Origin of the sequence: Arcticibacter eurypsychrophilus (assembly GCF_001730525.1) — a bacterium.
Taxonomy (GTDB): domain Bacteria; phylum Bacteroidota; class Bacteroidia; order Sphingobacteriales; family Sphingobacteriaceae; genus Arcticibacter; species Arcticibacter eurypsychrophilus.
Genome location: NZ_MDFN01000009.1, coordinates 117109 through 143649, shown reverse-complemented (window position 1 = coordinate 143649; position 26541 = coordinate 117109). Strand labels below are relative to the sequence as shown.

At 40.0% G+C, this 26541-nt stretch carries 21 protein-coding genes; 13 read left to right on the top strand and 8 right to left on the bottom strand.

Features of this window, described 5'->3' with window-relative positions; all coding sequences use genetic code 11:
* The first annotated feature begins 286 nt into the window (after positions 1 to 286).
* From BFL47_RS06820 to BFL47_RS06795, 6 genes are read left to right on the top strand one after another with little or no spacing between them, the layout of a single operon-like run.
* A complete protein-coding gene (locus BFL47_RS06820) occupies positions 287 to 1540 on the top strand; it encodes an efflux RND transporter periplasmic adaptor subunit (RefSeq protein ID WP_069659051.1) in 1254 nt (417 codons plus the stop codon).
* Between the two features lie 10 nt (positions 1541 to 1550).
* Complete coding sequence (locus tag BFL47_RS06815) at positions 1551 to 2228, top strand: ABC transporter ATP-binding protein (protein ID WP_069659050.1); 678 nt, start codon at positions 1551 to 1553, stop codon at positions 2226 to 2228.
* An 11-nt stretch (positions 2229 to 2239) separates the two neighbouring features.
* Positions 2240 to 4669: an ABC transporter permease gene (locus BFL47_RS06810; RefSeq protein ID WP_069659049.1), complete on the top strand. Its 2430-nt coding sequence runs from the start codon at positions 2240 to 2242 to the stop codon at positions 4667 to 4669.
* Between the two features lie 60 nt (positions 4670 to 4729).
* A complete protein-coding gene (locus BFL47_RS06805; RefSeq protein ID WP_069659048.1) occupies positions 4730 to 7144 on the top strand; it encodes an ABC transporter permease in 2415 nt (804 codons plus the stop codon).
* A gap of 19 nt (positions 7145 to 7163) precedes the next feature.
* Positions 7164 to 7850: an ABC transporter ATP-binding protein gene (locus BFL47_RS06800; RefSeq protein WP_069659047.1), complete on the top strand. Its 687-nt coding sequence runs from the start codon at positions 7164 to 7166 to the stop codon at positions 7848 to 7850.
* Between the two features lies 1 nt (position 7851).
* Positions 7852 to 9273 (top strand): TolC family protein, encoded by a 1422-nt coding sequence (locus BFL47_RS06795; protein WP_069659046.1) that lies wholly within the window; start codon positions 7852 to 7854, stop codon positions 9271 to 9273.
* Between the two features lie 91 nt (positions 9274 to 9364).
* On the opposite strand, the gene BFL47_RS06790 is transcribed toward BFL47_RS06795, so the two are convergent.
* On the bottom strand, positions 9365 to 9775 hold the full coding sequence (locus BFL47_RS06790) for a hypothetical protein (RefSeq protein ID WP_069659045.1): 411 nt from the start codon (positions 9773 to 9775) through the stop codon (positions 9365 to 9367).
* Positions 9776 to 9932: 157 nt separating this feature from the next.
* Between BFL47_RS06790 and BFL47_RS06785 the strand changes: the two genes are divergently transcribed.
* Positions 9933 to 11069 (top strand): mannonate dehydratase, encoded by a 1137-nt coding sequence (locus tag BFL47_RS06785; protein ID WP_069659044.1) that lies wholly within the window; start codon positions 9933 to 9935, stop codon positions 11067 to 11069.
* Here the strand turns inward: BFL47_RS06785 and BFL47_RS06780 are convergent.
* The gene (locus tag BFL47_RS06780) at positions 11024 to 11635 is read right to left on the bottom strand and encodes a nucleotidyltransferase family protein (protein ID WP_069659043.1); all 612 of its coding nucleotides are present in this window, start codon (positions 11633 to 11635) and stop codon (positions 11024 to 11026) included. The two genes, BFL47_RS06785 and BFL47_RS06780, sit on opposite strands and share 46 nt — an antisense overlap.
* Positions 11632 to 12783: an XdhC family protein gene (locus BFL47_RS06775; protein ID WP_069659042.1), complete on the bottom strand. Its 1152-nt coding sequence runs from the start codon at positions 12781 to 12783 to the stop codon at positions 11632 to 11634. The genes BFL47_RS06780 and BFL47_RS06775 overlap by 4 nt, the downstream gene beginning before the upstream one ends.
* Before the next feature lie 416 nt (positions 12784 to 13199).
* Between BFL47_RS06775 and BFL47_RS06770 the strand changes: the two genes are divergently transcribed.
* Both BFL47_RS06770 and BFL47_RS06765 read left to right on the top strand, forming a co-directional pair.
* Positions 13200 to 14057, top strand: a complete 858-nt coding sequence (locus tag BFL47_RS06770) for an NAD(P)-dependent oxidoreductase (RefSeq protein ID WP_069659041.1) — start codon at positions 13200 to 13202, stop codon at positions 14055 to 14057.
* Positions 14058 to 14253: 196 nt separating this feature from the next.
* Positions 14254 to 15624, top strand: coding sequence for a mercuric reductase (locus BFL47_RS06765; RefSeq protein WP_069659040.1), 1371 nt, complete (start codon positions 14254 to 14256; stop codon positions 15622 to 15624).
* 179 nt (positions 15625 to 15803) lie between these two features.
* On the opposite strand, the gene BFL47_RS06760 is transcribed toward BFL47_RS06765, so the two are convergent.
* The 3 genes from BFL47_RS06760 to BFL47_RS06750 all read right to left on the bottom strand — a co-directional run bounded on the left by BFL47_RS06760 (position 15804) and on the right by BFL47_RS06750 (position 18973).
* Entirely contained in the window at positions 15804 to 17366 is a 1563-nt protein-coding gene (locus BFL47_RS06760; RefSeq protein WP_069659039.1) for an ABC transporter permease/substrate-binding protein, read from the bottom strand.
* Positions 17366 to 18328, bottom strand: a complete 963-nt coding sequence (locus BFL47_RS06755) for an ABC transporter ATP-binding protein (RefSeq protein ID WP_069659038.1) — start codon at positions 18326 to 18328, stop codon at positions 17366 to 17368. Before BFL47_RS06755 ends, BFL47_RS06760 begins: the two co-directional genes overlap by 1 nt.
* A gap of 195 nt (positions 18329 to 18523) precedes the next feature.
* Positions 18524 to 18973: an ATPase gene (locus tag BFL47_RS06750; RefSeq protein ID WP_069659037.1), complete on the bottom strand. Its 450-nt coding sequence runs from the start codon at positions 18971 to 18973 to the stop codon at positions 18524 to 18526.
* Between the two features lie 171 nt (positions 18974 to 19144).
* On the opposite strand from BFL47_RS06750, the gene BFL47_RS06745 reads away from it, so the two are divergent.
* Positions 19145 to 22066: a glycosyl hydrolase 115 family protein gene (locus tag BFL47_RS06745; RefSeq protein ID WP_139125780.1), complete on the top strand. Its 2922-nt coding sequence runs from the start codon at positions 19145 to 19147 to the stop codon at positions 22064 to 22066.
* On the opposite strand, the gene BFL47_RS06740 is transcribed toward BFL47_RS06745, so the two are convergent.
* Entirely contained in the window at positions 22063 to 23154 is a 1092-nt protein-coding gene (locus tag BFL47_RS06740; protein ID WP_069659036.1) for an AI-2E family transporter, read from the bottom strand. The genes BFL47_RS06745 and BFL47_RS06740 overlap by 4 nt on opposite strands.
* 104 nt (positions 23155 to 23258) lie before the next feature.
* Here BFL47_RS06740 and BFL47_RS06735 point away from each other — a divergent pair, with 104 nt between their 5' ends.
* Entirely contained in the window at positions 23259 to 23750 is a 492-nt protein-coding gene (locus BFL47_RS06735) for a hypothetical protein (RefSeq protein WP_170827285.1), read from the top strand.
* Here BFL47_RS06735 and BFL47_RS06730 read toward each other — a convergent pair.
* Entirely contained in the window at positions 23747 to 24208 is a 462-nt protein-coding gene (locus BFL47_RS06730) for a DinB family protein (protein WP_069659034.1), read from the bottom strand. The genes BFL47_RS06735 and BFL47_RS06730 overlap by 4 nt on opposite strands.
* A gap of 95 nt (positions 24209 to 24303) precedes the next feature.
* On the opposite strand from BFL47_RS06730, the gene BFL47_RS06725 reads away from it, so the two are divergent.
* Complete coding sequence (locus BFL47_RS06725; RefSeq protein ID WP_069659033.1) at positions 24304 to 24492, top strand: hypothetical protein; 189 nt, start codon at positions 24304 to 24306, stop codon at positions 24490 to 24492.
* Between the two features lie 789 nt (positions 24493 to 25281).
* A complete protein-coding gene (locus BFL47_RS06720; RefSeq protein WP_069659032.1) occupies positions 25282 to 26298 on the top strand; it encodes a LacI family DNA-binding transcriptional regulator in 1017 nt (338 codons plus the stop codon).
* The last annotated feature ends 243 nt before the right edge of the window (positions 26299 to 26541 follow it).

Genomic DNA, 26541 nt, shown 5'->3' with positions numbered 1-26541 from the left:
TCAAGTGTATAGTTATTTTAGGATCTGACATTGTATAGAGCTGTTATCTATCTGGTTTTTGTGAGTTATCATACCTCTAAATAAACAATCGAACGTCCAAATACACAACGATTTGACCAACAGCCTTTTGATTTATCATTAATATAAAGCACTGTATCAATACCGTACACCTGTTGTAACGGAAGCGTACGCTCTATATATTCACTATGGTTTAAATTGGTGACAATCAGTATTTTAAATCATGGCATGCCTTTGTATAGCTCTTAGTTGAAATAGCGAATATACAGTGGACAGAGTTATCGAAAAAAAGAAATGGAACATCAAAAAAGTACTGACCATAGCCGGGATCACAGGTTTGGTGGTCTTGCTCGGGGGTAGCATTTACTTTAGTTCGGGCAAAAGTAAGCTGAATGTGGATGTGGAACGAATCACCATTAGTGAAATAGCAAAGGGGGACTTCCAGGAGTTCATTCCTGTCAACGGAATCGTTATGCCTTTAACGACCATTTACCTGGATGCAATAGAAGGTGGCCGTGTAGATCGTAAATTTGTGGAAGATGGTGCTGCAATGAAAAAGGGTGATCCCATCTTGCAACTGGCCAATACCGATTTGGAATTGAGTTTGGCTAACCAACAAACTCAAGTATTTAACGTGCTGACGCAAATGCAGATTTCCCGCGACCAGGCTCAACAAAATACCATTTCTAAATTGAATCAAATGGCTGATGTGGACAACGGCCTGAAGGAAGCAGATCGGATCTATAAACTGAATAAACATTTATTTGAGCAAAAAGCGATCGGATTGCAGGAGTTTAAATCCTCAGAGAATGCTTACCAATACCAGGTCCGCCGGAAGAAATTAGCCATGCAAATCTTGAAGCAGGATACTGTGTCTACCCGCAAACAGCAGGATCAATCGGAAGAATCGTACACAAATATGAAGTCCACCCTTGCATTGATGCGTAAAAAGGTCGGCGACCTCATTGTAAGGGCTTCCGTAGATGGTCAGCTTACCTCCATGGATGCCGAAGTTGGACAGAATAAAAATAAAGGGGAACGGTTAGGGCAGATCGATGTTTTATCAGGCTATAAAGTCAAGGTTGACATTGACGAGCATTACCTTCCACGGATATATAACGGTCTGGCAGGCGATTTTTCCTTCGCCGACAAGACCTATAAGTTAACGATTAAAAAGGTATATACCCAAGTTACTAGTGGACGCTTTCAGGTGGATATGGCCTTCCAAGGGAAGGTACCTGCAGGAATTCGCCGGGGACAAACACTGCAAATCAGGCTTGCTCTAAGTGACGAAACCAAGGCCATATTGGTGCCCAAAGGAGGTTTCTATCAGCAGACCGGAGGAAATTGGATTTTTAAGGTAAGCGAAGACGGGAAAACAGCATACCGGACGGACATTCAGCTCGGCAGACAAAATCCGGAATATTATGAAGTGATGCAAGGTCTGAAGCCTGGCGATCGGGTGCTGACATCAAGTTATGAAACATATGGTGACATGCAGGAACTGATATTAAAAAAATAAGCTATAGATTATGATAAAAATTACTGATCTCGAAAAATTTTACCGTACAGAAGAAGTGGAAACTATTGCCTTAAATAAGTTATCCATGGAAATAAATACCGGAGAGTTTGTAGCTATTATGGGGCCTTCGGGTTGTGGCAAATCTACCTTACTCAACATATTGGGTATGCTTGACGACCCGGATGGTGGTAGTTATATGTTTAACGGTGCTGAGATCGCACACTTCACCGAGCGCAAACGTGCCAATCTGCGCAAACATAACCTAGGCTTTGTGTTTCAAAGTTTCAACCTGATTGATGAGCTGACCGTATTTGAAAATGTAGAGCTTCCTTTGATCTATACGAAAGTACCCGCCAAAGAAAGGCTGAGCAGAGTAGAGGCGGTGCTTGAAAAGATGCAGATCATGCATAGGAGGAACCATTATCCGCAGCAGCTTTCAGGGGGACAACAACAGCGTGTTGCTATAGCCCGGGCAGTAGTAAATAATCCCAAACTGATCCTGGCAGATGAGCCTACAGGTAACCTGGATAGTAGCAATGGTAATGACGTGATGGAGCTTTTAACAGACTTAAACGAGCAAGGTACCACCATCATTATGGTGACGCACTCGGAACATGATGCCCGATATAGTCACCGCATTATCCGTCTGCTGGATGGTCAGACTGTATTAGAAAATATCCTGATATAAATATTGGAAGTATGTGGAAAAGTTACCTTACCTCAGCTTTCCGGAGCTTTAAAAACAACAGGGGTTTTGCTGCAATTAATATTTTAGGTCTTGCTTTAGGCCTCACCGCCTTTTTATTAATCATATTTTACGTCAGCGATGAGCTAAGTTACGACCGGTTTAATACAAAGGCAGATCGGATCTATCGCGTGAATGAGGATCTTAAGTTTGGCAATAATGAGGTCTTTTACGCAGTGAGCATGGCTCCATTGGCTCAAGCATTGAAGGAGGATTTCCCGGAAGTAGAAAATGCAGTGCGTCTTAAAAATGCCTGGTCGGCGCGGATAAAAAAAGGAGATGTCACCATACGCGAAAATAAGCTGGCATTTGCGGATCCCTCACTTTTTCAGGTGTTTACTTTGCCGATGATTGAGGGAAATGCAGTTACAGCATTAAAGGAGCCCAATACGGTAGTGTTAACAGAGTCGACTGCCAGAAAGTATTTTAATAGTACTCAGGTGCTTGGTCGTACTTTACTGTTCGATGATCACCTGAATTATAAAGTAACAGGGGTGATCCGTGACCTCCCTAAAACTTCTCATTTTAACTTCGATTTTTTCCTTTCCATGTCATCGCTGGAGGAAAGCAGGGAGAATAAATGGTTGAGGAGTAACTTTAGTACGTATGTTTTATTGAAAGAAGGGGCTGATGTAAAGCAATTTGAAGGTGCCTTAAACGGTTTTTTGCAACGACATAGCGGTGCGGAAGTACAGGCCGAATTAAAGATGACTTATTCGTCGTTTGAAAAAAGCGGGAACTACTTCAGACTTAATTTAATACCTCTTAAGGATATTCATTTAAAGTCAAACCGGACAGGAGAACTTGGACCTAACAGCACCGTTCAATACGTATATATATTTTCGGCAATAGCCTTTTTTATACTCCTTATCGCTTGTGTTAATTTTATGAATCTGGCAACTGCACGTTCTGCTAACCGGGCAAAGGAAGTAGGGGTACGTAAGGTTTTGGGTTCATCGCGCAGCTATCTCATCGCGCAGTTTTTAACCGAGTCAATACTGGTAACCTTTATGGCAGCGGTACTTGCATTTGGCGCAGCTTTGTTTTTATTGCCTTTATTTAACCAGCTATCAGGTAAAGAAATGGCTGTTTCCGCTCAGTCGTTTATCTGGCTGCTTCCCTTATTTATAGGTTTGGTATTACTGATTGGTGTATCAGCGGGTGCCTATCCGGCATTTTTCCTATCCGCCTTTCAACCTATTCAAGTATTGAAAGGAAAGCTTTCCACCGGATTTAAAGCATCCGGATTAAGAAATTTTCTAGTGGTCTTTCAATTCTCCATCTCGATCTTTTTAATTATTGGCACCCTGGTGATTTACAAACAGCTGAACTATATCCGGACCAAGAACCTGGGGTATAACCGCGATCAGGTAGTTATTGTACAGAATTCTTATGAGCTGAATGATCAGGCCAAACTGTTTAAGCAGGAAGTAAAACGTCTGCCTGGTGTGTTGAATGCCACGCTAACTGGTTATTTACCTACCTCAAACTGGCATAATACTGCCATGTTTTATAAAGATGCCTCGCTGGATTCAAAACGATCTTTATTTCCGGAAACATGGGGTGTAGATGAAGATTATATTGATGCTTTGGGCATGACGATGGCATCAGGACGGAGCTTTTCTAAAGATATGCTGACGGATTCATCGGGTATTATTATTAATGAATCGGCAGCTAAGTTTCTGGACTTGAAAGAGCCTCTAAATAAAACTTTATTCAAGTCAAATGGGGGCGAGCGCACTGAATCGAATACAAAAGCTTACCATATCATTGGCGTAGTGAAGGATTTTAATTTTAGTTCTTTACGGGATAATATTGGTCCGGTTGTCCTGTTTCTGGATGCAAACAATGGCGCGTTGAGTATCCGTGTAAAAACTACAGATCTAAAAAAAGTAATGGCGCAAATTGAACAGACCTGGAAATCTATTTCTCCTAACGTGCCAATTAGTGTGTCGTTTATGGATCAGGATTTTGATGCTACCTATCGTTCCGAACAACGGATAGGGAGGCTGTTCATACTGTTTACCACCTTGGCGATCAGCATAGCTTGTCTGGGTTTATTCGGTCTGGCTGCCTTTGCAGCAGAGCAGCGCAGCAAAGAGATCGGGATCCGCAAAATACTCGGTGCTTCGGTACCGGTCATCGTGCGTATGTTATCTGTAGATTTCCTGAAGCTGGTCGTACTGGCAATCGTGATCGCTTCTCCGCTAGCCTGGTTTCTGATGTATAAATGGTTGCAGGATTTTGCGTATCGGGTTCAGATCCAGTGGTGGATTATTGCTATTGCCGGTATTGCAGCGCTGCTAATTGCTTTCCTGACGATCAGTTTTCAATCGGTAAAAGCAGCATTAAGTAATCCGGTAAAAAGTTTAAGGTCTGAATAAAGCATTTGGAATTCGACTGTTTATAAATATTTCGGTTTATCTATATTAAAATATACAATCATGTTTAGAAATTATCTTAAAATCGCCTGGCGTAATCTGATGAGGCATAAGGGTTACTCGGCAATTAACATAGCGGGCCTTACTGTAGGGATAGCGGCATGCTTGCTTATTTACATCGTGGTGCAGTACGAAACGAGTTTTAATAAGCAAAATAAAAACTACAGAAATATATATCATATCGTTACACAATCTGTTCAGGGTAATGATGTTTCTTACACTCCTGGTATAACAGTTCCAGCGGTCCCTGCTTTGCGCACGGATCTGCCTGAGGCGACAATTGCTGCTATGGATGTTAGTTACGGGAGTCAGATTACGATTCCTGCTGGTAGCGGTCATGCCGATAAAAAGTTTATTGAACATAGTGGCGTCGTCTTTATTGAGCCACAGTATTTCGACCTGTTTGATTCGGAATGGATCGCTGGAAACAAAGCAGTACTGGCCGAGCCGAACATGGTAGTGATTGATAAAAGTACGGCTATTAAGTACTTTGGCGACTGGCAGCATGCAGAAGGGAAGTTCCTTAAAATGGATAACCTGATCGATTTGAAAATAGCTGGTGTAATTGAAGATGTGGTGTCGAATAGTGATTTTCCATTTAAAGTGCTGGTATCTTATGTCACTTTAAAAAATTATCCCAATAACTACAATTACTCGGACGAGTGGGGAAGTAATAGCAGTAATCATCAAGTGATGCTGCTGATGCCTCCGGGCGAGTCAATAGAAAGTGTAAATGCCAGGCTAAAAGTGTTTTCTAAAAAGCATTATACATTTGATATAAGAGGAACTTTCAATTTTTTACAGCCGCTAAGCGACCTTCATTTTGATACCCGGTTTGGCAACACTACGGGTGATCATATAACCTCGAAAGCAACCTTATTTACCCTGTCCTTTATTGGCGTACTGATCATCATAATGGCCTCGATTAATTTCATTAATTTGACTACAGCGCAATCTGTAGGCCGTTCGAAAGAGGTAGGGATTCGTAAGGTGTTGGGCAGTAGTCGCAAGCAACTCGTTTTTCAGCTTTTAGGTGAGACTACCATGATTGTAGTTACGTCGGGTTTTTTAGCACTCATTGTAGCGAAACTCGCATTGCCCTATCTGGAAAATATTTCAAGTGTTCCAAAAACGATGGGCTTATTAAGTGCCGGCAGTGTATTGTTTTTGATCAGTACGCTGATTTCTGTAGTGGTGCTATCAGGAATTTACCCTGCGTTGATTTTATCCGGCTTTAAGCCTGTGCTGGCTATTAAAAATAAGATCACTGCGGCATCTATTGGGGGAGTTCCACTTCGAAGAGGTTTAGTTGTAGCTCAATTTGCCATTTCGCAGTTACTGATCATTGGCACCCTGGTAGCCCTGAACCAAATGAACTTTGTGAATAGTGCTGACCTTGGTTTTAACTCCTCAGCGGTACTTGTTATTCCGGGATATACCGATAGTTTGAGCTTGCAAAAAATGGGTCAGTTCAAACAGCAGCAGCTCCAGAAACCACAGGTTAAGTCAGTGAGTTTTATTTCGGACGCGCCATCTTCGGATAATAACTGGGCCAGTAATTTCTATTTTGATCAGGCTCCTGATGATGTTGATTTTACTGTATTCCTGAAGGCCGGAGATGCTGATTATTTTAAAACGTTCGGATTGCAGTTTGTAGCCGGCGGAGGGTATGCGCCAAGTGATACAATTAATCAGATGGTCGTGAATGAAACTCTTATTAAAAAATTAGGAATAAAAAATCCAAAAGCTGCTCTTGGTAAGACCTTGCGGATAGGTGGTCGTGGAGTCTGGGCACCTATTGTTGGTGTGGTAAAGGATTTTAAAACCAACTCACTCCGCGAAGAAGTGAAACCTATCATCATTGCTCCCGGTAAGAGAGTTTTATCGCTTGCTGCTATTAAAATTCAAACCGGATCGCTCACTCAAACGGTTGCTGAAATTCAGAAGTTATGGGAAAAAACCTACCCTGAATATGCGTATAACGGCTACTTTGTCGATGAACGCATCGCACAGTTTTATAAGCAGGAAAATCAGTTGGCGTTGATATACAAGTTATTTGCGGGAGTTGCCATTTTTATATCTTGTCTGGGACTTTATGGTCTGGTTTCATTTATGGCTGTTCAACGTACCAAAGAAGTAGGGATCCGTAAGGTACTTGGTGCTTCAGTAGGCAGTATTGTTTATTTGTTTTCCAAGGAGTTCCTCATTCTTCTGAGTATTTCGTTTCTAATCGCGATGCCTATCGGGTGGTATATGATGAATGGCTGGTTGCAGAGCTTTGTATACCGGATCGATTTAGGTGCTGGTGTTTTTCTGGCAGCAATACTATTGTCTGTGTTTATTGCAGGTTTAACTTTTGGTTATAAAGCTATTACGACTGCATTGGTCAACCCTATAAAAAGTCTTCGAAGTGAATAATTTTAAATCTATAGCTGCTATGCTTTCATTACAACATCTTTCTAAATACTATCAAGCCGGTGGCAACAAAACCTTTGTCCTCAATGACCTGAGTCTTGATGTAGATGAGGGCGAATTTGTGTCCATTATGGGACCTTCGGGATCAGGAAAATCTACCTTGTTAAACATTATTGGTCTATTGGATGAACCATCGGAAGGGTACCATTATTTTGCCGGAGAGGCGGTGCATCTGTTAAAAGAGAAACAGCGTTCGGCAATGAGCAGAGGGTATATGGGTTACGTATTTCAGGCCTATCACTTAATCGATGAGTTGACGGTGTACGAGAACATTGAAACTCCCTTAATTTATCAGAATATAAAGGGCTCGGAGCGCAAAGCACTGGTTGCTGATATCCTGGATCGTTTTAATATCGTAGGTAAAAAGGATTTGTTCCCCTCGCAACTATCCGGGGGACAACAGCAATTGGTAGGTATCGCACGTGCGTTAATAGCCAAGCCTAAATTGTTACTGGCCGATGAGCCTACCGGGAACCTGAATTCCAAACAAGGAGACGAAATAATGGAGCTTTTTCTAAAGTTAAACAGGGAGGATGGTGTTACTATTATTCAAGTGACGCATTCAGAGAAAAATGCGGAATACGGGAACCGTATTATCAACCTTTTAGATGGCAAAATTGAATCATCACGGGTTTTAAATCATCAATAACATGTATTCTTTTCGCGCGATATGCACTGCTTTTATTGTTGCTATTTCTTTTGTGGCTTATGGCCAGACAGACTCCATTTTTACTTTGCAGCAGTGTGTGGACATTGCTGTGCGGAATAATCTGCAGGTAAAGCGGACGGAACTGGATATGGAAACCAGTCGCATTTACTATAACCAGGCCAGGGAAAATCTTTTGCCTACGTTAAACGGTACCGTGAACCATTCAGTAAGTACGGGACGGGATCCTTTTAGTAATGGTTCCTCTTCGAGTCAGTCTATTAACGCCGCAGATTATAATTTAAACGCAGGAATAGTTTTGTTCAACGGACTGTCGCTACAGAGTAGTATCCGGCAAACGGCATTGGCTTTTCAGGCGGGTAAGATGGATTTTCAGCAAGCGAAGGATAATATTACTTTGAACGTGATTACGGCTTATCTGCAGGTTCAAAGTAATACGGATCTGTTAAGTCAGGCGCTCGCTCAGGCAGATGTTTCAAAGAAACAGACAGAGCGGTTGGAGATTTTAAATAAAGATGGGGCAGTGAAACCCTCTGAATATTACGATGTGAAAGGGCAGTATGCAACAGACCGGTTGACACTGGTAGATGCCCGCAATACCTTAGCGGTTTCTAAACTCAGTCTGTTGCAGTTGATGAATGTGCCTTATCAAAGTACCATTCAGTTACAACGGTTAAATGCAGAGCAGTTACCTGGTAAATATGATACACCTGTTAACACTATTTACAATACGGCCTTATCTGATCTGGCATTGGTGAAGGCGGCGGTTTTAAGGAGGGAGAGTACGGAGAAACAAGTGAAAGCAGCGAGGCAAGCTATGTTTCCTGTGCTGTCTTTGCAGGGCGGGATCGGTACGCGGTATTCAAGTGCTGCAAGTCTGACTAATTCTGCCGATTCTAGTTCTGTGAATTCGGGTTCCTATGTAATTAGCGGTACGGGGCAAAGGCAGCCGGTTAGTTATACTCAATATGGTTCTCTTAAATATAAGTATTACGACCAGCTGAAAAATAGTTACAATACGCAGGTAAGTTTAGGTTTAAGCATTCCTTTTCTTAACTTTTTTCAAAATAGAAACCGTGTTGCGTTGGCAAAGATCAGTCTGCTGGATGCCAAGTATACTGAAGAAAATACAAAGATTCAGTTGAAGCAAAATGTGGAACAGGCCTACCTGAATATGAATGCAGCTTACGAGCGTTACCAGGTGTTAACGGAACAGGTTACTGCGTTTTCGGAATCTTTTCGTACAGCGGAGATCAGGTTTAATGCAGGGGTATTGAATTCAGTGGATTTTGTTGTGGCAAAAAATAATATGGACAGGGCAAATACGAATCTGATTAGTTCAAGGTACGATTATTATATCCGCACTAAAATTCTGGATTATTACCAGGGTAAACTGGCATTGTAATAAGTGTTTTATTTGAAAAATGTATAAGAAGCAGGAATGTATAGGATGCAGTATTCAGTATGATTTTAGATGGTAAACTTAATCAGGACAGTTAAAGTATCTTCATGTAAATTGAAGCTGGTGCATCATAGGCATCTTCTGTAATGACCAATTCATTGTTTTTTATAGTATAATAGGTTGAGATGGAAAAAGGATCATTGTTGTTGAATGCAATCTTGTAAGCTTCCTTTTGAGTGATTTTAGTATTGTACTTGTAAAGAGTATAAGTGCCCTCATTTATAAGTTCTCCATCTTGAAATCTTTTAAACTCGTTGGCACTAAACTGAATATATGTTCCATTTCCGGCAGGTAGTTCACTAACAATTCCTGTCTGTCCGTTTACTGTTTCCCTTAGTTCCCAGTTCCCTTCTAAATTGGGAAGTGTCTCTTTGTCTTTAGCACAACCCAGGAGAGCGGTTATTACAAATACTAAAAGTACATTTAGCTTGAATAGCTTATTCATGTTAAGGTTATAAGACGTGATTGTTCTTTTATGAATTGACTCTTCTAAAAAGATTAGGTACTAATTTCTCTTCTCCAAATATACTCATGGTAGTTGGTTTTTATTATTATATTCGGTAACTGATTATAAATACCAAATATTCCTCAAATCATTAAGTATGAAAGAGAACCGTCGTGATTTTATAAAAAAAAGCGCTTCACTAGCTGCAGCTTTATCTCTGGGAGTGACGGCTGCATCTGCTGCTGCTATCCAGCAGATTGTTCTTGAAAAAACGAAAGCTAACCCTGTACCTCAGATTTATATCCGCGATGCAGGAATGCAGCTGTGTGAAGCTTATTTTTCAGGAATGGATGAGCATAAGATGGCTTTAACCAGGCAAATGGATGTGTTAGGTGCGGTTGGTGGAATTAACATGAAACTGGTTGCTGCAGATGCGAAGCCCTGGGAGTATAATTCAATTAAGGCTACGGTTGATGCCTGGGAAAAGGTGGGGATGAAGCTGCGCGTTATTGAGGGGCCGCCTTCATTAGGTGAAAAGACGAAGCTCGGTCTGGATGGTCGGGATGAGGAGATTGCCAACTTCATCACCTTCATGAAAAATCTTTCTAAAGCAGGAATTGACACTATATGTTACAACTGGATGCCTGTGGTAAGCTGGTTTCGTACCAGTATGGATAAACCAGGACGGGGTGGTGCCTTGATGACTGCATATGATTATGAGGACAGCAAAAATTTACCATTAACGCCTTATGGTGCAGTTTCCAAGGATTCGCTATGGAAGAACCTGGAATATTTCTTAAAGGCTGTAGTGCCTGAGGCAGAAAAGGCTGGGATAAAGCTGGCCATGCATCCTGATGATCCACAGGTAGATAGCATCAAAGGGATCTCAAGGATTATGACTACTGTTCCTAATTTCGATAGGATGCTTAAGTTGTATCCTAGTCCGAATAACGGAATTACCATGTGTCAGGGTAACTTTTCTTTAATGGGGGTTGATATTCCTGCCACAGTAAAGCATTTCGGAAAGGAAAAGATCCACTTTGTGCATTTCAGGAATGTTCGGGGAAGTAAATTCAAGTTTGAAGAGACCTTTCATGATGAGGGCCAGATTGATATGTACAAAGCCATGGAGGCCTATTATGATATAGGTTTTAAAGGGCCGTTGCGCCCGGATCATGTGCCGACTATGGATGGGGACAGCAATGCTTTCCCCGGTTACAGTACCATGGGAATCCTTTATGCAATAGGTTATATCAGGGGATTAATGGATGCTGTTGTGCGGAATAAAGCATAATCTTCTTCGGTATCAATATCGATATCGCCTTTTGGAAAAGGTATTGTGGCTACATCGTGTTCGTTTTGCTTCACCAATTTCTTGGCGCCTTCCTCTCCTGTAAGTTGAAGTAATGCATTGAAGTAATGATGATCAAATAAAACAGGTGTTCCAATGGTATTGGAATAGCTACAAGCCACAATGCCTTTTCCTGAATCTGTTTTCATTTTGATTAAGTTCAGCAATAGGTAAGCTGTTATAAATGGCTGATCGCATACGGCGATAATAACACCTTTAATGTCACTATTGAGCAGTATTAAATGTGAGAGGCCTGCAACTATACTTGAAGCCATACCTTGCTGCCATTGGTCATTATGTATAATCTCAATTTCTTTTTGAAGGATAGGAGCTGCTATTTCATCCGAAAAAGCTCCTGTAATCAGTATAATCGGATGTAAATTAGCTTTGATAGCTTCATCTGTAATATGTTGGAGCAAGGTTTTATCCTGGTACGGCAGCAGTTGCTTTGGGCGGCCTAAGCGGGATGAACTTCCTGCTGCAAGAATTAGTATACCCGTATCCATCATTGCGCTATTTTCATGGTGTTTGAAGGTGTTTCAATTACCTGGTTATGGATCGGCTGTTTCTTTTCTCTTAAGGATATTCCTGATTGACCCGTAAGTATAGATTTGATTTCAGCCACTATTGAAAGCGCTATTTCTTCTGGGGTTTCGGCCCCAATATCTAAACCTACAGGACCATGAACAGCGGCAAGATGTTGTTCGTTTAATGCCTGCCCATTAGCTTTTATTTCTTCAAGCATCCGGTCTAACTTTTTAGCCGGACCAAGTGTGCCAATATAACGACAATCATGTTGCAGTAATTGTGCTAACAGGGAGAGGTCATAGTTATAATTATGCGTCATTAGTACAAATACGGTTTGTGCATCGGTGTTTACTTTTGATAAAACTTCTTCGGGTTTGACTACCAGAACTTGGTCTGCTTTATTAAATCGCTCCAAGGTAGCATGCGTAGGTCTTCCATCCAAAACAGTAGTATGCCAGCCTAATAATGTGGTCATCTCTACTAAAGGTATAACATCATTTCCCGCTCCGGCTATGACAACGGCAACTGGGGGACTGATATATTCAATAAAGGCATCCATCATTTGATCCTCGATATAGTACTTTTTTAAGGAGGATAATTTTGTCTTCATGGCATTTTGTAGGTCAAATAGGAGGTCCAGCTGCAAGTGGATAGGCAGTGAACTATGTATTTTGTCCTGCCTGAATAGTAAACTGGTACCCGTTTGTTCTGTTTGTTTCAATGAAAATAGGGTGACCAATACCGCATCTTTTCTTGCTTTAATTAGTTCTTGCAGTAGTTGAATGGCATTGTTCTCTTGTGCAGGATCTATAGGTTCAAACAAAATATGTACAATTCCATTGCAGCCTAACTGAACACCAAATTTTGCATCATCTTCATCAGTGGTATCATAAGTAACCAGTTTGTTTTTTTGCTCTGAAATAGCGAGTAAAGCCTTGCGTAATGCATCACCTTCCAAACAACCTCCACTTATAGCGCCTGTTAACTGGCCTTCATCGGTAATCAGCATCCTGGCACCGGGTCTGCGGTAAGAAGATCCTTCCACTTGTACGATAGTAGCCAGGGCAGTCATCTTTCCTTCTTTATGTGCTAGGCCATAAGCTTTTAAAATATCCCTGATTTCTTTCATCTTTTAGCGGTATGATGTATTAACGGAAATTAAACGACTTTAATACCCTTTTGTTTACCTATGAGCAAAATTCATTAAACCAGAGTAAAGAGTCAAATTGCATTGGGAATTGTTTAATCTTTTACCCTGTCGCATGGTATATAGATTTCCTGCTGTTGCCGGCGTATGTTTTCTGTTTCGTGGTGCTGATTGCCAGATCGTATGATCAGGATAATCCTGTGAGACCGGCTGTTTGAAAGATCTTCAAATCAAGAGAATGGTTACGCTTTTGTACAATGATTTAATTTTTTCTTCAGTTGAAAATTCGCAATTTGGCAGAATTGAAATTAGTTTTATCATCAGTTCTAACCTTGGTTTTTTGATTAACTGGATTAGAGATTATCAGATTGCGTATTTAAATTAACAGATCAACAAAAATGAATACAACTAAAATAGGATTTATAGGCCTTGGAATAATGGGTGCGCCCATGTCCTTAAATTTAATTAAAGCAGGGTTTTCGGTAGCCATTTACAATAGAACCAAGGCAAAAGAAGAAGCTTTGAAAGCGGAGGGAGCGTCAGTAGCTTCTTCACCCGCTGCTTTAATGCAAGAAAATGAAGTGATCATTATTATGGTGACTGATGATGAAGCAATCAAACACCTTTTTACAGATGAAAATGGTCTTCTTTCCGCAAACGTTTCTGCTAAAACTATTATTAACATGAGCACAGTTTCTCCCGTAATTAGTAGAGAAATGGCTGTATTGTGCAAACAACAAGGAAATGAATACATCGATGCACCCGTTTCAGGAAGTGTAAAACAAGCTGAGAGTGGTCAGTTGGTTATTATGGTGGGTGGAGAAAGAAGTGCCTTCGGACAAGTTAAACCTATTCTGAATTATCTGGGTAAGCTGACCCTTTTTGTCGGGAGTCATGGTGCGGGCAATACCGCTAAGCTGGCTATCAATACCTTATTGGCAATTCAGGCTCAGGGACTTGCTGAAGCTACTGTGTTTGCACGTGATAAGGGAATTGAATTAGAGGATCTGTTTAAGATGATCAATAATAGTGCAATAGGCAGTACTTTTATAAAAATTAAGAGTAATCTGATTCTTGAAGAAAATTATCGGCCTGCATTTGCTTTAAAAAACATCGTAAAAGATTTGCGCCTGGCTAAAGCAGAAGGTCTTAATTCTCCTTTGGCCAATGCTGCATATGACACTTTTCAGCAGGCAGAACCTACTTATGGCGAGGAAGACATTATTGCTGTAATCAAACAGATTGACCATCGGTAAATTGAAGTTCTGACATAATGTATTTAAAATTGAGGTTATGGAATTAATTTAAAACATAACAGCTGATAATTGTTATTTCAATGCATGGCCCACATTTGTATGAAACACCAATGTGGATGTTCTAACCTATTGAAAGGCTTATAAAATACCGGCTATCTGTTTTTTATAAGCTTCATTATCCATAATTCTCAGAAAAATGAAAACGTACGATGCTATCATTATAGGTTCAGGTCAGGGTGGTACTCCACTAGCAAAGAAGCTGGCAAAGGCAGGATGGAAAACAGCTCTTATTGAAATGCAATATATAGGAGGGACTTGTGTCAATGTAGGTTGTACACCTACTAAAACCATGATTGCATCAGCAAAAACAATATATACAATCATGCAGGCTCATTTCCTTGGAGTAGAAGCAGAGCTAAAAAGTGTGGACATTGCTGCAATCCTTAAAAGGAAATCAGGAGTAGTTGATGTTTTTAGGGATGGCGCTCAAAAAGGAGTAGAGGAGACAGAGAACCTGGAATTAATATGGGGAAAGGCTGCTTTTACTGGTAAAAATGAATTAAATGTCATGCTGAATAGTGGTGGATCAGAAATGATATCGGCCCCCAAGATCATTATTTCTGCAGGTGCTCATAGTGCTATTCCTAAGATTCCGGGAATTGAAGATAGTGGCTATTTAACTTCAGCTTCTCTCATGGAACTAACGGAAATACCAAAGCATCTGTTGATTTTAGGAGCCGGTTATATAGCTCTTGAATTCGGTCAGATGTACCGGCGATTTGGTTCCCAGGTAACTATAGTGGAACAGGGAGATCGTATTTTGGTTAAAGAAGATGAGGATGTAAGTCAGACCGTTCTTGAATTTCTGGAGCAGGAAGGGATACGGGTAATTTGTAAGTCTGGAGTAAGCAAAATAGATAACCAGGAAGATCATCTTCTGGTATCTTTAAAAGATGGTCAGGAACTGCCGGTAAGTCACCTTTTAGTCGCTGCCGGAAGAACTCCTAATACATCAGACCTCAACCTGGGAAAGGCAGGTGTGGCAGTAACTGAAAAAGGACATATTCAGGTTAATGAGTTTTTAGAAACATCAGCAGAGGGAATCTATGCCATTGGTGATATTAAAGGCGGTCCTCAGTTTACTCATATTGCTTATAACGATTACATCATACTTGCACAGAACCTGCTGGAAAACAAACAGATTACAACCAACCGGATCGTACCCTACTGTATGTTTACCGATCCACAATTAGGGCGGGTTGGTATAACAGAAACAGAGGCGCGGAATAAAGGGCTAAATATTAAAGTGGCCTGTCTGCCGATGTCTAAAGTAGCCCGTGCCATTGAAGTGGGGGATCAAAGGGGTTTCATGAAAGCTGTGGTTGATGCCGACAGCGGACAGATTCTTGGTGCTGCAATTATTGCAGAAGATGGAGGGGAAATCATGTCTGTATTACAAATGGCTATGCTTGGTAAAATTCCCCATCAACAAATCAGAAAGATGATCTTTGCTCATCCATTATACTCCGAGTCGCTTAATAATCTATTTTTAACGCTTAAAGAGTAAATTTTTCCGAATTTTATTAATTTGCACTTGGAGAAATTCAACTCTTTAAATCTGCTCGTTCAGGCTATTTGAACTTTGCTTGCAAAGCTTTGTTAGATTATTCAAATTTAATTTAACAAGGCTTTATGAACCTTTGCTTCCCATTTTATCTATTTTCTACTAATCAAAACTTCAGGTTTTTATTGATCCAGATATCTCTTTAAATCAGATATCGATTGAATCTGTAATTCGGATGATTGCTGACGGCGCATCATCAGGGCGTACGTATTGTTAAACCCGATTGGCTTCAACCATTTCATTTGAAACGTTTTGTCAAACTCCTGTTTCACAAAGTTGTACGTACTACCATTGCTTTTCGTCACCCTGCTCAGTGTTTGTTTAGACGGATGCAGCAATACCAGCAGGCCTGTTCCTGTATATTCCGGATAAAAGTCTATTTCATTATTTTTCAATGCATTAAAACAGATTTGAGTTCCTCCTAAGCCGGTCTTAGAATAAACATTTAAGCGTGTATTTCCCCTGATCAGCATCCCATACATGGCAGCAAGAATATATTGTTCGCCAAAGATCTTGGAGCCAATCCGAACGGTTTGAGATCCAGCAGGTAAAGGGTTCCTCCATAGTTTAGCCTTGACCAGAAAATCTTTAGCTACCTGTTGAGGCGACTGATGGAGATAATCTACCCGATAGTTCAGGTCAGTCATGATTGAATCGTTAATTCTGCCGGCAAGTAAGTTTAATACTTTTTCTAACTCCGGAAACTTAATTAAGGCCTCATTTCGAACCAGGGGAGCGGCATAATAAGGGGGGAATATTTTCTTATCATCCTTTAAAATGACCAGATTATAGGCCTTCAATCGGCCATCTGTTCCGTAACCACTGATCACATCCAGCTTTTTATCAAAAGCAGCCTTATACATCACCGCATCACTGATCACAACCGGTTTAATATCCAGTTTATAAATAGATTTTAAGCCCAGATCGCCATCCGTTCTTCCCATGAATTCAGGTGTGAAACCTGCTTTTAACTTAAGATCCTGAGTTCCAGAAAAGAAATAGGATGAAGTGGCAGCAATGCAGATTAGAGGTATCAGCCAAAGGGCGAACCTTAACTTTTTTAAATCGATATGCTGCACCAGGGAAAGTAGGAAATCGAGTAGGATGGCCAGCAGGGCAGAAGGAATAGCCCCAGCAAGAATCATATTAACGCTATTTAACGCAATCCCTCCAAAAATAAACTCACCTAATCCCCCTGCAGCAATGTAGGCAGCCAGTGTGGCAACCCCCACATTGATTACCGTTGCTGTACGAATCCCAGCCATGATTACCGGGAAGGCAAGAGGGAGTTCAATCTTCCACAATACCTGCCAATGGTTCATACCCATAGCTACCGCGGCCTCTTTAATACTTGGATCAATGCCTGTAATGCCGGTATATGTGTTCCGTATAATGGGTAACAGGGCATAAAGGAATAAGGCGGTAATGGCAGGCAACCAGCCGATACCCAACAAAGGGATCATAAATCCAAGTAAGGCAATGCTGGGAATGGTTTGCAATACACCGCTAATGCCTAGAACGAATGGAGATGCAGCAGGTTTCCTTGCGATCCAGATTCCTAATGGGAGAGCGATTAACAAGGCCAGGAATAAGGAGATGAACGTCAGGCCAATATGTTCCAGTGTCTGTTGGATTAGCTTATCATGCTGCTGAATCATGAATTGCCAAAGGTTTTGCTGTTCCATCAGGCAAGTGTGTTTTTATAGGTAGTAAATGCGTGTATTAATGAACCATGATCGGCATATTTTAGCCTTCCACCCGAATCTTTAATGACTAGTAAGGTCTTTCCAATGGTATTCAGCTTTTCAAAAGCCTGCCAAAGGTTCTCTTCAGGGGAAACAGGAATAAGGTCTTGTACAAAAGTGTGTGTCTCAGGCAGCCAGCGGAAAAGCTTATGCAGAGTCGTATTTTGATACTCTAACAGCAGTTGCTGCTCTTTAAAAAAGCCGGAAACAAAAGCAGAGGCAGGTTTAAATAATAATTCATCAGGACTCCCTTGTTGTACAATCTGTCCTCTATCCATCAGACAAATCTTATCAGCTAACTCAAAAGCCTCCTGCACATCATGGGTAACGAGAACAATTGTTTTGTCTTTAAACTCATCCAGTTGGGCGATATCCTTTTTGATACTTGCACGGGTTATGGGATCAAGTGCCCCGAAAGGTTCGTCCATTAATAGAATAGACGGTTCTGCAGCCAAAGCTCTGGCCAGTCCTACTCGTTGTTGCTGACCGCCACTCAGCTGATGCGGATAAATGGAGTAATGTTTGTCCGGCGAAAGATGAAGTTTTTCCAACAACTCCATACATCTGTGCCTGATTTTATCCTTATCCCAACCCAGCAAACGAGGGACTACGGCAATATTCTCCGCTACAGTGAAATGAGGGAATAGGGCAATATTCTGCAAGACATAACCTGTTTTCTTTCTGTAAACCTCAGGTTTCATCTTGTGGGTATTGACCTCATCCAACCATACCTCACCACTATCCGGATGAATCAGATCGTTGATCATTTTGAGTGTAGTGGTCTTGCCACAACCACTGGTGCCCAATAGGACCATGTTTTGTCCTTTTTCTATGGCGAAAGAAATATCCGATACAGCAGGAATCTTATTGTAAAGTTTAGTAAGCTTTTCTACTCTGATCATCTCAATCGCTTTCAACGTATAACCTAAAGTAGTGATTAATGTTGGAATGATCTGAAGAAGTAATTATAAGCAACATCATAAAGCTCCTGCTGCATCAAACGGCTATATCATATGATTGCATCAAATGTATGCTCCGAATAGACTCTTTGAGTGTACTTATCAAATGAATCCTTCACACGGAGGCATCTACGAACCTTAACTATAACTGCTGCTTTCTGCTAATTCCTTCACTTTGTCTAGTGCTTTAGGCCATGTCAATTGCATATATTCCTTAAAATCATCTGTGATATCCATGTCAATCAGCAATTCGGTCCTTTCATTTTCAGTGTTGAGGGTATAGTTTTCCAGAGCACCCACCCAAGTCTCATTGTCAGGGTTATTTAAGTCCTCAACCCCATTCTTGACAGATCCTAAATGTTTAATGGACATGAATTTATTAGGTATATTTTCCTCAATGGTGGAAATCATGCCATTATCATTTCCATCTAAAAACAACACTATGCTTCCCTTTTTCCAATCTGTTTTAGCCTTTGAGCCCTCGGCAAAAGGAGCGGTCCACAAAGGATAAGTTACATCACTCCATAGAATATTCCTTATTTTTTCAGGTGATGAATTAATGGAGATTTTAAACGCTTGTCTTTCCATGACTTTAAATATTAGATTTACTGAATTGATGGTTTGTGTTTTAAAACATAACCCAAATATCGAGTTCTAATAGGAAACCCAGACGGGTTGATTACGACATAATTGAGGGTTATTTAGGATAAACCAGCCATTCTATTATAAATACATGATAATAATCCTAATTTAGTCCTCATGATTAACCTGTACCTCAAGCAACTCGTTTTTGTTTTTGTACTGTTTACCTGTTGCTCCTCTGTTTTTGCTCAGGATTTTACTATTCTGGATAAAAATACAATAGCCAGTATTGTGTACGACTCAAAAGGTCCGAAGCTCGATTCCATTACCGCGACCCTATTGCAACAGGATATTAAACGTGTTACCGGATTTCAAACTCAAGTTCTTACCGATCTTTCTAAAGTAAACGGCAATGTAATTGTAATAGGCGATGTTCATTCATCCCTTATCCGCAAGCTGTTGCCGGCAGCGTCAACTTTAATTCAAGGACTAAAAGATAAATGGGAGTGTTATGGATTAACTATTTTAACTAATCCGCTTAAAAATATACCGAAAGCATTGATCGTTGCAGGAAGTGATGCCCGGGGAACGGCTTATGGCGTATTCAGCATATCAGAAAAGATAGGCATTTCTCCCTGGTATTGGTGGGCAGATGTAGCTGTAAAGCCTCAAACAGACCTTATTGTACATACCGCTGATTTTTTATCAGCAACTCCCTCCGTTAAATATCGGGGGATCTTTCTAAATGATGAAGATTGGGGACTACAACCTTGGGCGGCAAAAACCTTTGAACCCGAAACAGGTGACATTGGTCCCAAAACGTATGCTAAAATCTTTGAACTTTTACTCCGGTTAAAAGCAAACCTGATCTGGCCAGCCATGCATCCCAGTACCAAAGCCTTTTATCACTACCCAGGCAATCAAAAAATGGCTGCAGATTACAGCCTTCTTATCGGTTCGTCACATGCAGAGCCGATGTTAAGAAATAATGTAGACGAGTGGGATAAAAATCATGGTGCATTTAACTATATCACCAACAAAGAAAACGTGTATAATTATTGGGAGCAGCGGGTTAAAGAAAGTAGTGCCAATGAAGCTGTATATACGCTGGGAATGCGTGGCGTTCATGATAGTGGTATGGAAGGAATAAAAAGTGTTCAAGATGCTGTTCCCCTGTTGCATCAAATCTTTAAAGATCAGCGGGGAATGCTGACTAAAAACCTGCATAAAGACATCAAGGAAATCCCCCAGGTTTTTACCGCCTATAAGGAAGTGCTTGAAATATATGATGCTAACCTTCAGTTACCTGGAGATGTTACCCTGGTTTGGCCGGATGACAACTATGGTTATATCCAGCGGCTCAACAGTGAAAAAGAAGAAAATCGTTCCGGAGGCTCAGGAATCTATTACCATGCCTCTTATTGGGGTAGGCCACATGATTATTTGTGGCTTAGCAGTACACATCCTGGATTAATTAGAGAGGAAATGATGAAGGCTTACATGACTGGATCTGACCGTTTATGGGTACTGAATGTAGGCGATATTAAACCACTGGAATACAATATCCAGTTTTTTCTCGATATGGCTTATCAGGCCGAACCTTTTAAAGACAGTGATTATAGCCGGAGGCATCTCAACAATTGGGTAGAAGGAATCTTTGGAAAAGAACATTCAAAGGAGATCAGCAGTACTCTTTGGCAGTATTACGACCTCGCGTTTGAACGTAAACCTGAATTTATAGGATGGAGTCAAACGGAGCCTACCACTAAAACGTCTAATACCGGTTACAATCATTTTTATTATGGCGACGAAGCTCAACGTCGTATAGACAGCTATCAAAAGATTGAAACAGTAGTAAAAAAGCTACGTCCGCAAATAAGTTCAGCTGATTCTGATGCATACTACCAGCTTGTTTATTACCCTGTCGTTGGCGCTTCCCTAATAAATAAAAAGTTCCTTTATAAGGATAAAAGTGTTTTATATGCGAAGCAAAATCGCTTAAGTTCAGTATATTATGAGCGATTGTCTCAAGAAGCATACACTGGTATAGTAAAAGAGACAGCCTACTATAACCATCAATTATCCAGTGGAAAATGGAACAATATGATGTCTATGCAGCCACGCAATCTTCCTGTTTATTTAAAACCTGAATTTCCCCCTGTATCGATAAACAAATCTGCGGTGTGGAATCTATCCCCTGAAGGATATATCAAGAGCGATTCTTCGCTAAACAAGGCAAAAAACAACATATTTACTCTTCCGGAATTTAATCAGCTAACAGATAAAAAGTATTTTATCGATTTGTATTTAAGTGATGAAAAAGAGCTGAACTGGACTGCTAAAACAAATAATAAATGGATTCGTATAGACCAGCAAGCCGGTACCCTGAAATCCGAGGGAGGAAAAGAAGAAACCAGAATATGGGTGAGTATTGACTGGACTAAAATTTCGCCTAAAGCACCTCAAAAAGGTGAAATTAAGTTTAGTGCCGCAGGTAAAACAATCAGCGTACAAGTTCCTGTTTTTAACAATCCAACTGTTCTTCCTGCTAATTATACCGGATTTGTAGAAGATAACGGCTATGTATCTATGCTTGCCAAAAACTTTACACGTAAAATTGTGGGCACGCAATCCCAATGGGAAACCATACAGGGTTTAGGAGAGGTGGAAACATCTCTAATTGCTATGCCCTTAGACCATCCTGTTTCTCTGACCCAGCCTGTATCTGATCTTATAAAAAATGCTCCAGTCCTGGAATATGATTTTATCACATTTCAGAAATCTGCTGCTGAATTAGACCTATATACCTTGCCTACCCATCCACTAAACAATAAATTCAGCATGCGATTTGCCATCTCTATTGATGGTGGTCCGACTACCCTGATTGATCATAAAACGATAGGAAGATCTGAAGAATGGAAGCAGAATGTGTTGCGAAACAGTGCCATCTCGCATGTTAAAGGGCCTTTACTAAACAAGGGCAAACATACCCTGAAGGTTTATATGGTTGATCCCGGAGTTATTCTTCAACGGGTCACTATAGACCTGGGCGGACTTAAAAAAGCTTATAGCATCATCCCTGAAACTAAAAAACTTTAAAGTTCAAGGTCTTTTGAAGATTCTTTATGATCCTCATCGCCGAGAATAATACCCCATGACTTTAGACTTTCCACCCGGTCAAAGATGATTTTCAGAACAGCGATCACCGGTATGGATAAGAACATACCAGGTATTCCCCAGATCATTTCGCCGATAATTACCCCTAAAACGGTAATTAGAGCGTTGATTCGAACCTTGGAACCAACCACCAGGGGTAATAATATATTGCTGTCTATCAGGTGAACAACCACCAGGATAACAACCACTACAATCACTTTACTCAGCACCGCCGCGGTTGCAAAGGTAATCAGCGTACTCAGTACAAGTGCTGTAAAGATTCCAATGTAAGGGATGATGTTAAATAATCCGGTGATGAGGCCCAACAGAATAGCATATTTTATTCCTAATGCCCAGAAAGCCAGACATACAACAGCCGCAACTATAGCCATTTCTATCAGTAAACCGACAATGTATTTCCTGATAATATACTGAACCTGTTCAATAATATCGTGTACGAGTGCTGTATTCTCATCCAGAAAAACAGAGGTCAGAAATTTTTTAATCAGCCTGCGGTATAATAAAAAGAAAAAAGTGTAAATAAAAGTAAAGACAAAAAATAGCATCATGGAAGATAACGACAAGAGTGTCGCTCCGATAACTACTGTTCCTGAGGCCATTACTTTGGTGGTAGCAGTATGCAAATAGGTCAACTGCTTAGTTGAGTTTATATGAAAAGTGGTAGAGATCCAATTCTGAATAATGTTTATAGATGAATTTAACTGTTGCTGAAAAAGAGGCCAATCATCAGCCAGATTAGAAATCTGCGAACCTATAATATATAAGATGAGGCTTAAAGAAGTTAATAAGATCAAAACAGAAAGCATAGATGCAGCACTCCTGTGAAGGCGTAATTTATACTCAAAAAAAGAAGCTAATGGCAGTAATAAGATAGAAAATAGACATGAAAATATCAGCGGAGATAAAATCTCTTTAGCAATAATGATAATATAAAATAAAGCAATCAGGCTGAAAAGAACACAGGCTAATTTAATATAAAAGGGAAGATTTTTTGTTTGATTGAGATCCATTAATTTCAGTCCGTTAATTATAACTAAAGCAGCAACAGGGTTTTATGACAATTGTTTACACCTTAAATTTATTTTCAGGCATACTTATTGATATTGTACGCCTTATGAAAAACATCTATCTTATTTTGCCTTTTATGGCTTTTTTTATAACTACATCCTTTGCAAAGGACCGTATGGATTCAAGTACGGATACGATTAAACTTGGTAAAGAGTACCGCAAAGTATCTGCTGATATTGCAAGCTTACGTAATAAACTTGAAGATGCTAAAAATAAAATTCCATTGCTTGAGGCTAAAGCCGAACAAGCAGAAGCGAAATCAAAAGTAACTTTAGAAAAAAGTAGCGATCAAGCTTCTAAAGCGACTTCTGGAAAACTCAAACAGGCAAGGAAGGCTGAAAAACTAGCTGATAGGGCTGAAGATGCGACAGAGGATGCACGGGATAGTCGGGAAGAAGCAAATGATTTAAGAGATAAAGTGGAGCAACTCACAAAAAATATGGATAAAAAATACAAAAGACTCCAGGAACTTGAAGAACAAAAAGCCAGTCTTAAAAGTAATCCTTCAACAAGTGCATCCGTCGATTCGTCTAATTAATGTTTGATGATTCTTTTAAGAGCAAGTGAATAGCCTAAATGGGTAGCATCGTGAACAGGCACATAATTTAAACTATCTTGAATTCGTTCCAGCTTCAATCCTAATTGTAGTTGTTTAACTTTGAAGTTTTCAAAAAGGTTATTGAGTAAATCAATCTCTGTACGATCAATCGTGCTGAGGAGGTTGCTCTTCATTACCTCCAGCTCAGTGTTATTTATAAAACGTTCAGGCTTAGTCCCATTTCTATAATCGGATATATACTGACTCTCAATGAGCGGTATATTATCCGTAAGTTCATAGCAGATAATTTGTTGACTTGCAATTATATGGCCTAAATTCCAGATGATGTTATTGTTAAACCCTTCAGGGATTTCATTAAGTGATTCAATACTTAAATCTGAAATGAGTTTTAAGAAGTTTTCCCTGATCGCTTTAATCGTATAAAATGTTTTTTCCATGAACTAATTACTAAAGGTGTAAATGTATTCATCTTCATCTAATATTCACACTCCAATCGCACCTTTGAATCAACAAATTGCAAATATAAATAATCATGAAAAGAACAATTTTAGCATTGGCATTATTTGCAACAACAATGAGAGCATTTGCTAAATTACCGGGTACTACTACTACAAAACCCGCAACTGAAAAAACTGTAGCGCACAAGAAACATGCAAAGAAAGTTGAAGCAAAAAAGAATGCTGCTGCAACTACTGCTGTTAAAGCTCCAACTAAGAAATAGTACCTATCGAAAATACACGCCCGATGTATTATAAAAAGGCCGTCCTAATTAATTCAGGACGGCCTTTTTTGCGTTTACTCATATAAAATGTACCTTGCCATCCTTACAAATTGTATCAACGAGGTCTAATAGGATAAAGATTTTAGCCCTTTTGATCATTGATACAATTAAAATTGTCAGCTAATCAAAAGAATTTCTAAATAATGTGAATGGGTTTAAAATGAATGAATTAAATTACTTCTTCTTCTTGCTGGGAGATGTTTCGATCTTAGCAGATTTCCCAGACTGGTAATCAGACTGTTCCTTTTTCTCAGCCGACTTAGGCTCTTTTTTCTTGTCTCTACTCATGTTTTTTAATTTAAATGTTTAGTTCTCAAAAACAATCTGCTTCATAACAGACTCAAGTTAAAAGCTTAGAATCTGCCGTTTTATTTAACCGGAATGATCTAAGTAAAGAGTAATTATCAGGGCGTTATCCCTTGTATTAAAGGTAAGTAATTATATTTTACGAATCAATGGGCTCTTTGCAGTAAATTTAATAATTAAATGTTTTTTAGATAAATGTTACAATTTAATTCTGTTTTTCTCATGCATTTCCAATCAAAATCTACATAATCCCTATAATCTTAAGTAATGCCCAAATCTAATATGCCCTTAGAAATCCGTATTTTGTGAAAGAGTGTAAAGTTCTCGTCTTACAATTTTTCAATAACAAGCAATAAGGAATGAAAATGACAATAGCGTTAATTTTTAATTAAATTTGTATAAACCCGTAACCCTTAAGCGTGCATGATCAACAAAACTCCTTCTACCCTTAAAGAAATTGCTAAGATTTTGAAGGTCTCGGTTTCCACAGTTTCCCGTGCCCTTCATAATCATCCGAGTATCGGGCTTACCACTACTACCCGGGTGCACGAACTTGCAAAAGAATTAAGTTACGAAAGGAATCAGTCTGCTATTTTCTTTAAAGAACGTAAAACCTATACCATCGGGGTAATTCTGCCCAGCTTATCAGAGCCCTTCTTTTCTGCAGCAATTAGTGGGATTGAGGATTTTGCTGCTGCTAATGACTATAATGTCATTATGGGACAATCTCTGGATGATTTTGAACGCGAAAAGCGCATCCTTGAAAATATGAAAACCCACAGGGTTGATGGTATGCTGGTCTCCATTACGAAGGAAACTTCAAATTATGATCATTTTAATCAGTTAAGCAAGTATAATATTCCTATTGTTTTCTTTGACCGCGTTCCCGATAAAAAGGAGATTCATTGTGTGGCCTGCAATCTGGAGTCCGGCATGTTTCAGGCTATTCAAAAGCTCACGGAAAGCGGGCACTCGCTCATCGGTCTGATTAACGGTCCCCATAAACTATTTGCCAGCAGACAAAGACTGGAAATCTATGCCAAAGGCCTTCGTGCAGCAGGGATCTCCTTTGAATCCGATCTGATTGTCTCGACGGATCTTACAAGGGATGGCAACACCAATGCCCTTCATCAACTCTTATCCTTAAAGCAGCAACCTACCGCCATCATCGTCTTCAATGACTATGTTCTGCTTGATTGCATGTCTATGGTTAAACGAGCCGGACTGATTATGAATAAAGATGTGAGCTTCATTAGTTTTGCAAATTTACCGCTTTGGCAGTACATGGATACTCTTCCCCTGGCATCCATTGAACAATTTCCATACAAACAAGGAGAGAAGGCCACTGAAATCCTTTTTCAGCTCATGCGCTCTAATGAACCTGAAACGCTATATAACCAGGTGATTATTGATTCGCAGATGATCACCTATTGCCCTTAGGGGAATAAACAAAAAAGCGAGTCTCCTTTTAAAAAAGCTTTTTTAAATACCGGATTCTTTTTTCTCTTCCAGAAACAGCTAAATCTTATCTCATATCCCCTCCCTTTCCCATCAAATCTATTTTTTAATCCAACAGATTAAATTCAGTCAAACGATTGCGTAATCAAGTCAATCGATTGCGCAACTTCCTTATGTGTTATTTAGGCTTCATGTAGTAGTTATTGAAAGTTAATTTGACGATTT

Coding starts and splice junctions, on each gene's coding strand:
- BFL47_RS06815 (WP_069659050.1), top strand. CDS start 1,551: ATGATAAAAATTACTGATCTCGAAAAATTTTACCGTACAGAAGAAGTG.
- BFL47_RS06810 (WP_069659049.1), top strand. CDS start 2,240: ATGTGGAAAAGTTACCTTACCTCAGCTTTCCGGAGCTTTAAAAACAAC.
- BFL47_RS06805 (WP_069659048.1), top strand. CDS start 4,730: ATGTTTAGAAATTATCTTAAAATCGCCTGGCGTAATCTGATGAGGCAT.
- BFL47_RS06800 (WP_069659047.1), top strand. CDS start 7,164: ATGCTTTCATTACAACATCTTTCTAAATACTATCAAGCCGGTGGCAAC.
- BFL47_RS06795 (WP_069659046.1), top strand. CDS start 7,852: ATGTATTCTTTTCGCGCGATATGCACTGCTTTTATTGTTGCTATTTCT.
- BFL47_RS06790 (WP_069659045.1), bottom strand. CDS start 9,775: ATGAATAAGCTATTCAAGCTAAATGTACTTTTAGTATTTGTAATAACC.
- BFL47_RS06785 (WP_069659044.1), top strand. CDS start 9,933: ATGAAAGAGAACCGTCGTGATTTTATAAAAAAAAGCGCTTCACTAGCT.
- BFL47_RS06780 (WP_069659043.1), bottom strand. CDS start 11,635: ATGATGGATACGGGTATACTAATTCTTGCAGCAGGAAGTTCATCCCGC.
- BFL47_RS06775 (WP_069659042.1), bottom strand. CDS start 12,783: ATGAAAGAAATCAGGGATATTTTAAAAGCTTATGGCCTAGCACATAAA.
- BFL47_RS06770 (WP_069659041.1), top strand. CDS start 13,200: ATGAATACAACTAAAATAGGATTTATAGGCCTTGGAATAATGGGTGCG.
- BFL47_RS06765 (WP_069659040.1), top strand. CDS start 14,254: ATGAAAACGTACGATGCTATCATTATAGGTTCAGGTCAGGGTGGTACT.
- BFL47_RS06760 (WP_069659039.1), bottom strand. CDS start 17,366: ATGGAACAGCAAAACCTTTGGCAATTCATGATTCAGCAGCATGATAAG.
- BFL47_RS06755 (WP_069659038.1), bottom strand. CDS start 18,328: ATGATCAGAGTAGAAAAGCTTACTAAACTTTACAATAAGATTCCTGCT.
- BFL47_RS06750 (WP_069659037.1), bottom strand. CDS start 18,973: ATGGAAAGACAAGCGTTTAAAATCTCCATTAATTCATCACCTGAAAAA.
- BFL47_RS06745 (WP_139125780.1), top strand. CDS start 19,145: ATGATTAACCTGTACCTCAAGCAACTCGTTTTTGTTTTTGTACTGTTT.
- BFL47_RS06740 (WP_069659036.1), bottom strand. CDS start 23,154: ATGGATCTCAATCAAACAAAAAATCTTCCCTTTTATATTAAATTAGCC.
- BFL47_RS06735 (WP_170827285.1), top strand. CDS start 23,259: ATGAAAAACATCTATCTTATTTTGCCTTTTATGGCTTTTTTTATAACT.
- BFL47_RS06730 (WP_069659034.1), bottom strand. CDS start 24,208: ATGGAAAAAACATTTTATACGATTAAAGCGATCAGGGAAAACTTCTTA.
- BFL47_RS06725 (WP_069659033.1), top strand. CDS start 24,304: ATGAAAAGAACAATTTTAGCATTGGCATTATTTGCAACAACAATGAGA.
- BFL47_RS06720 (WP_069659032.1), top strand. CDS start 25,282: ATGATCAACAAAACTCCTTCTACCCTTAAAGAAATTGCTAAGATTTTG.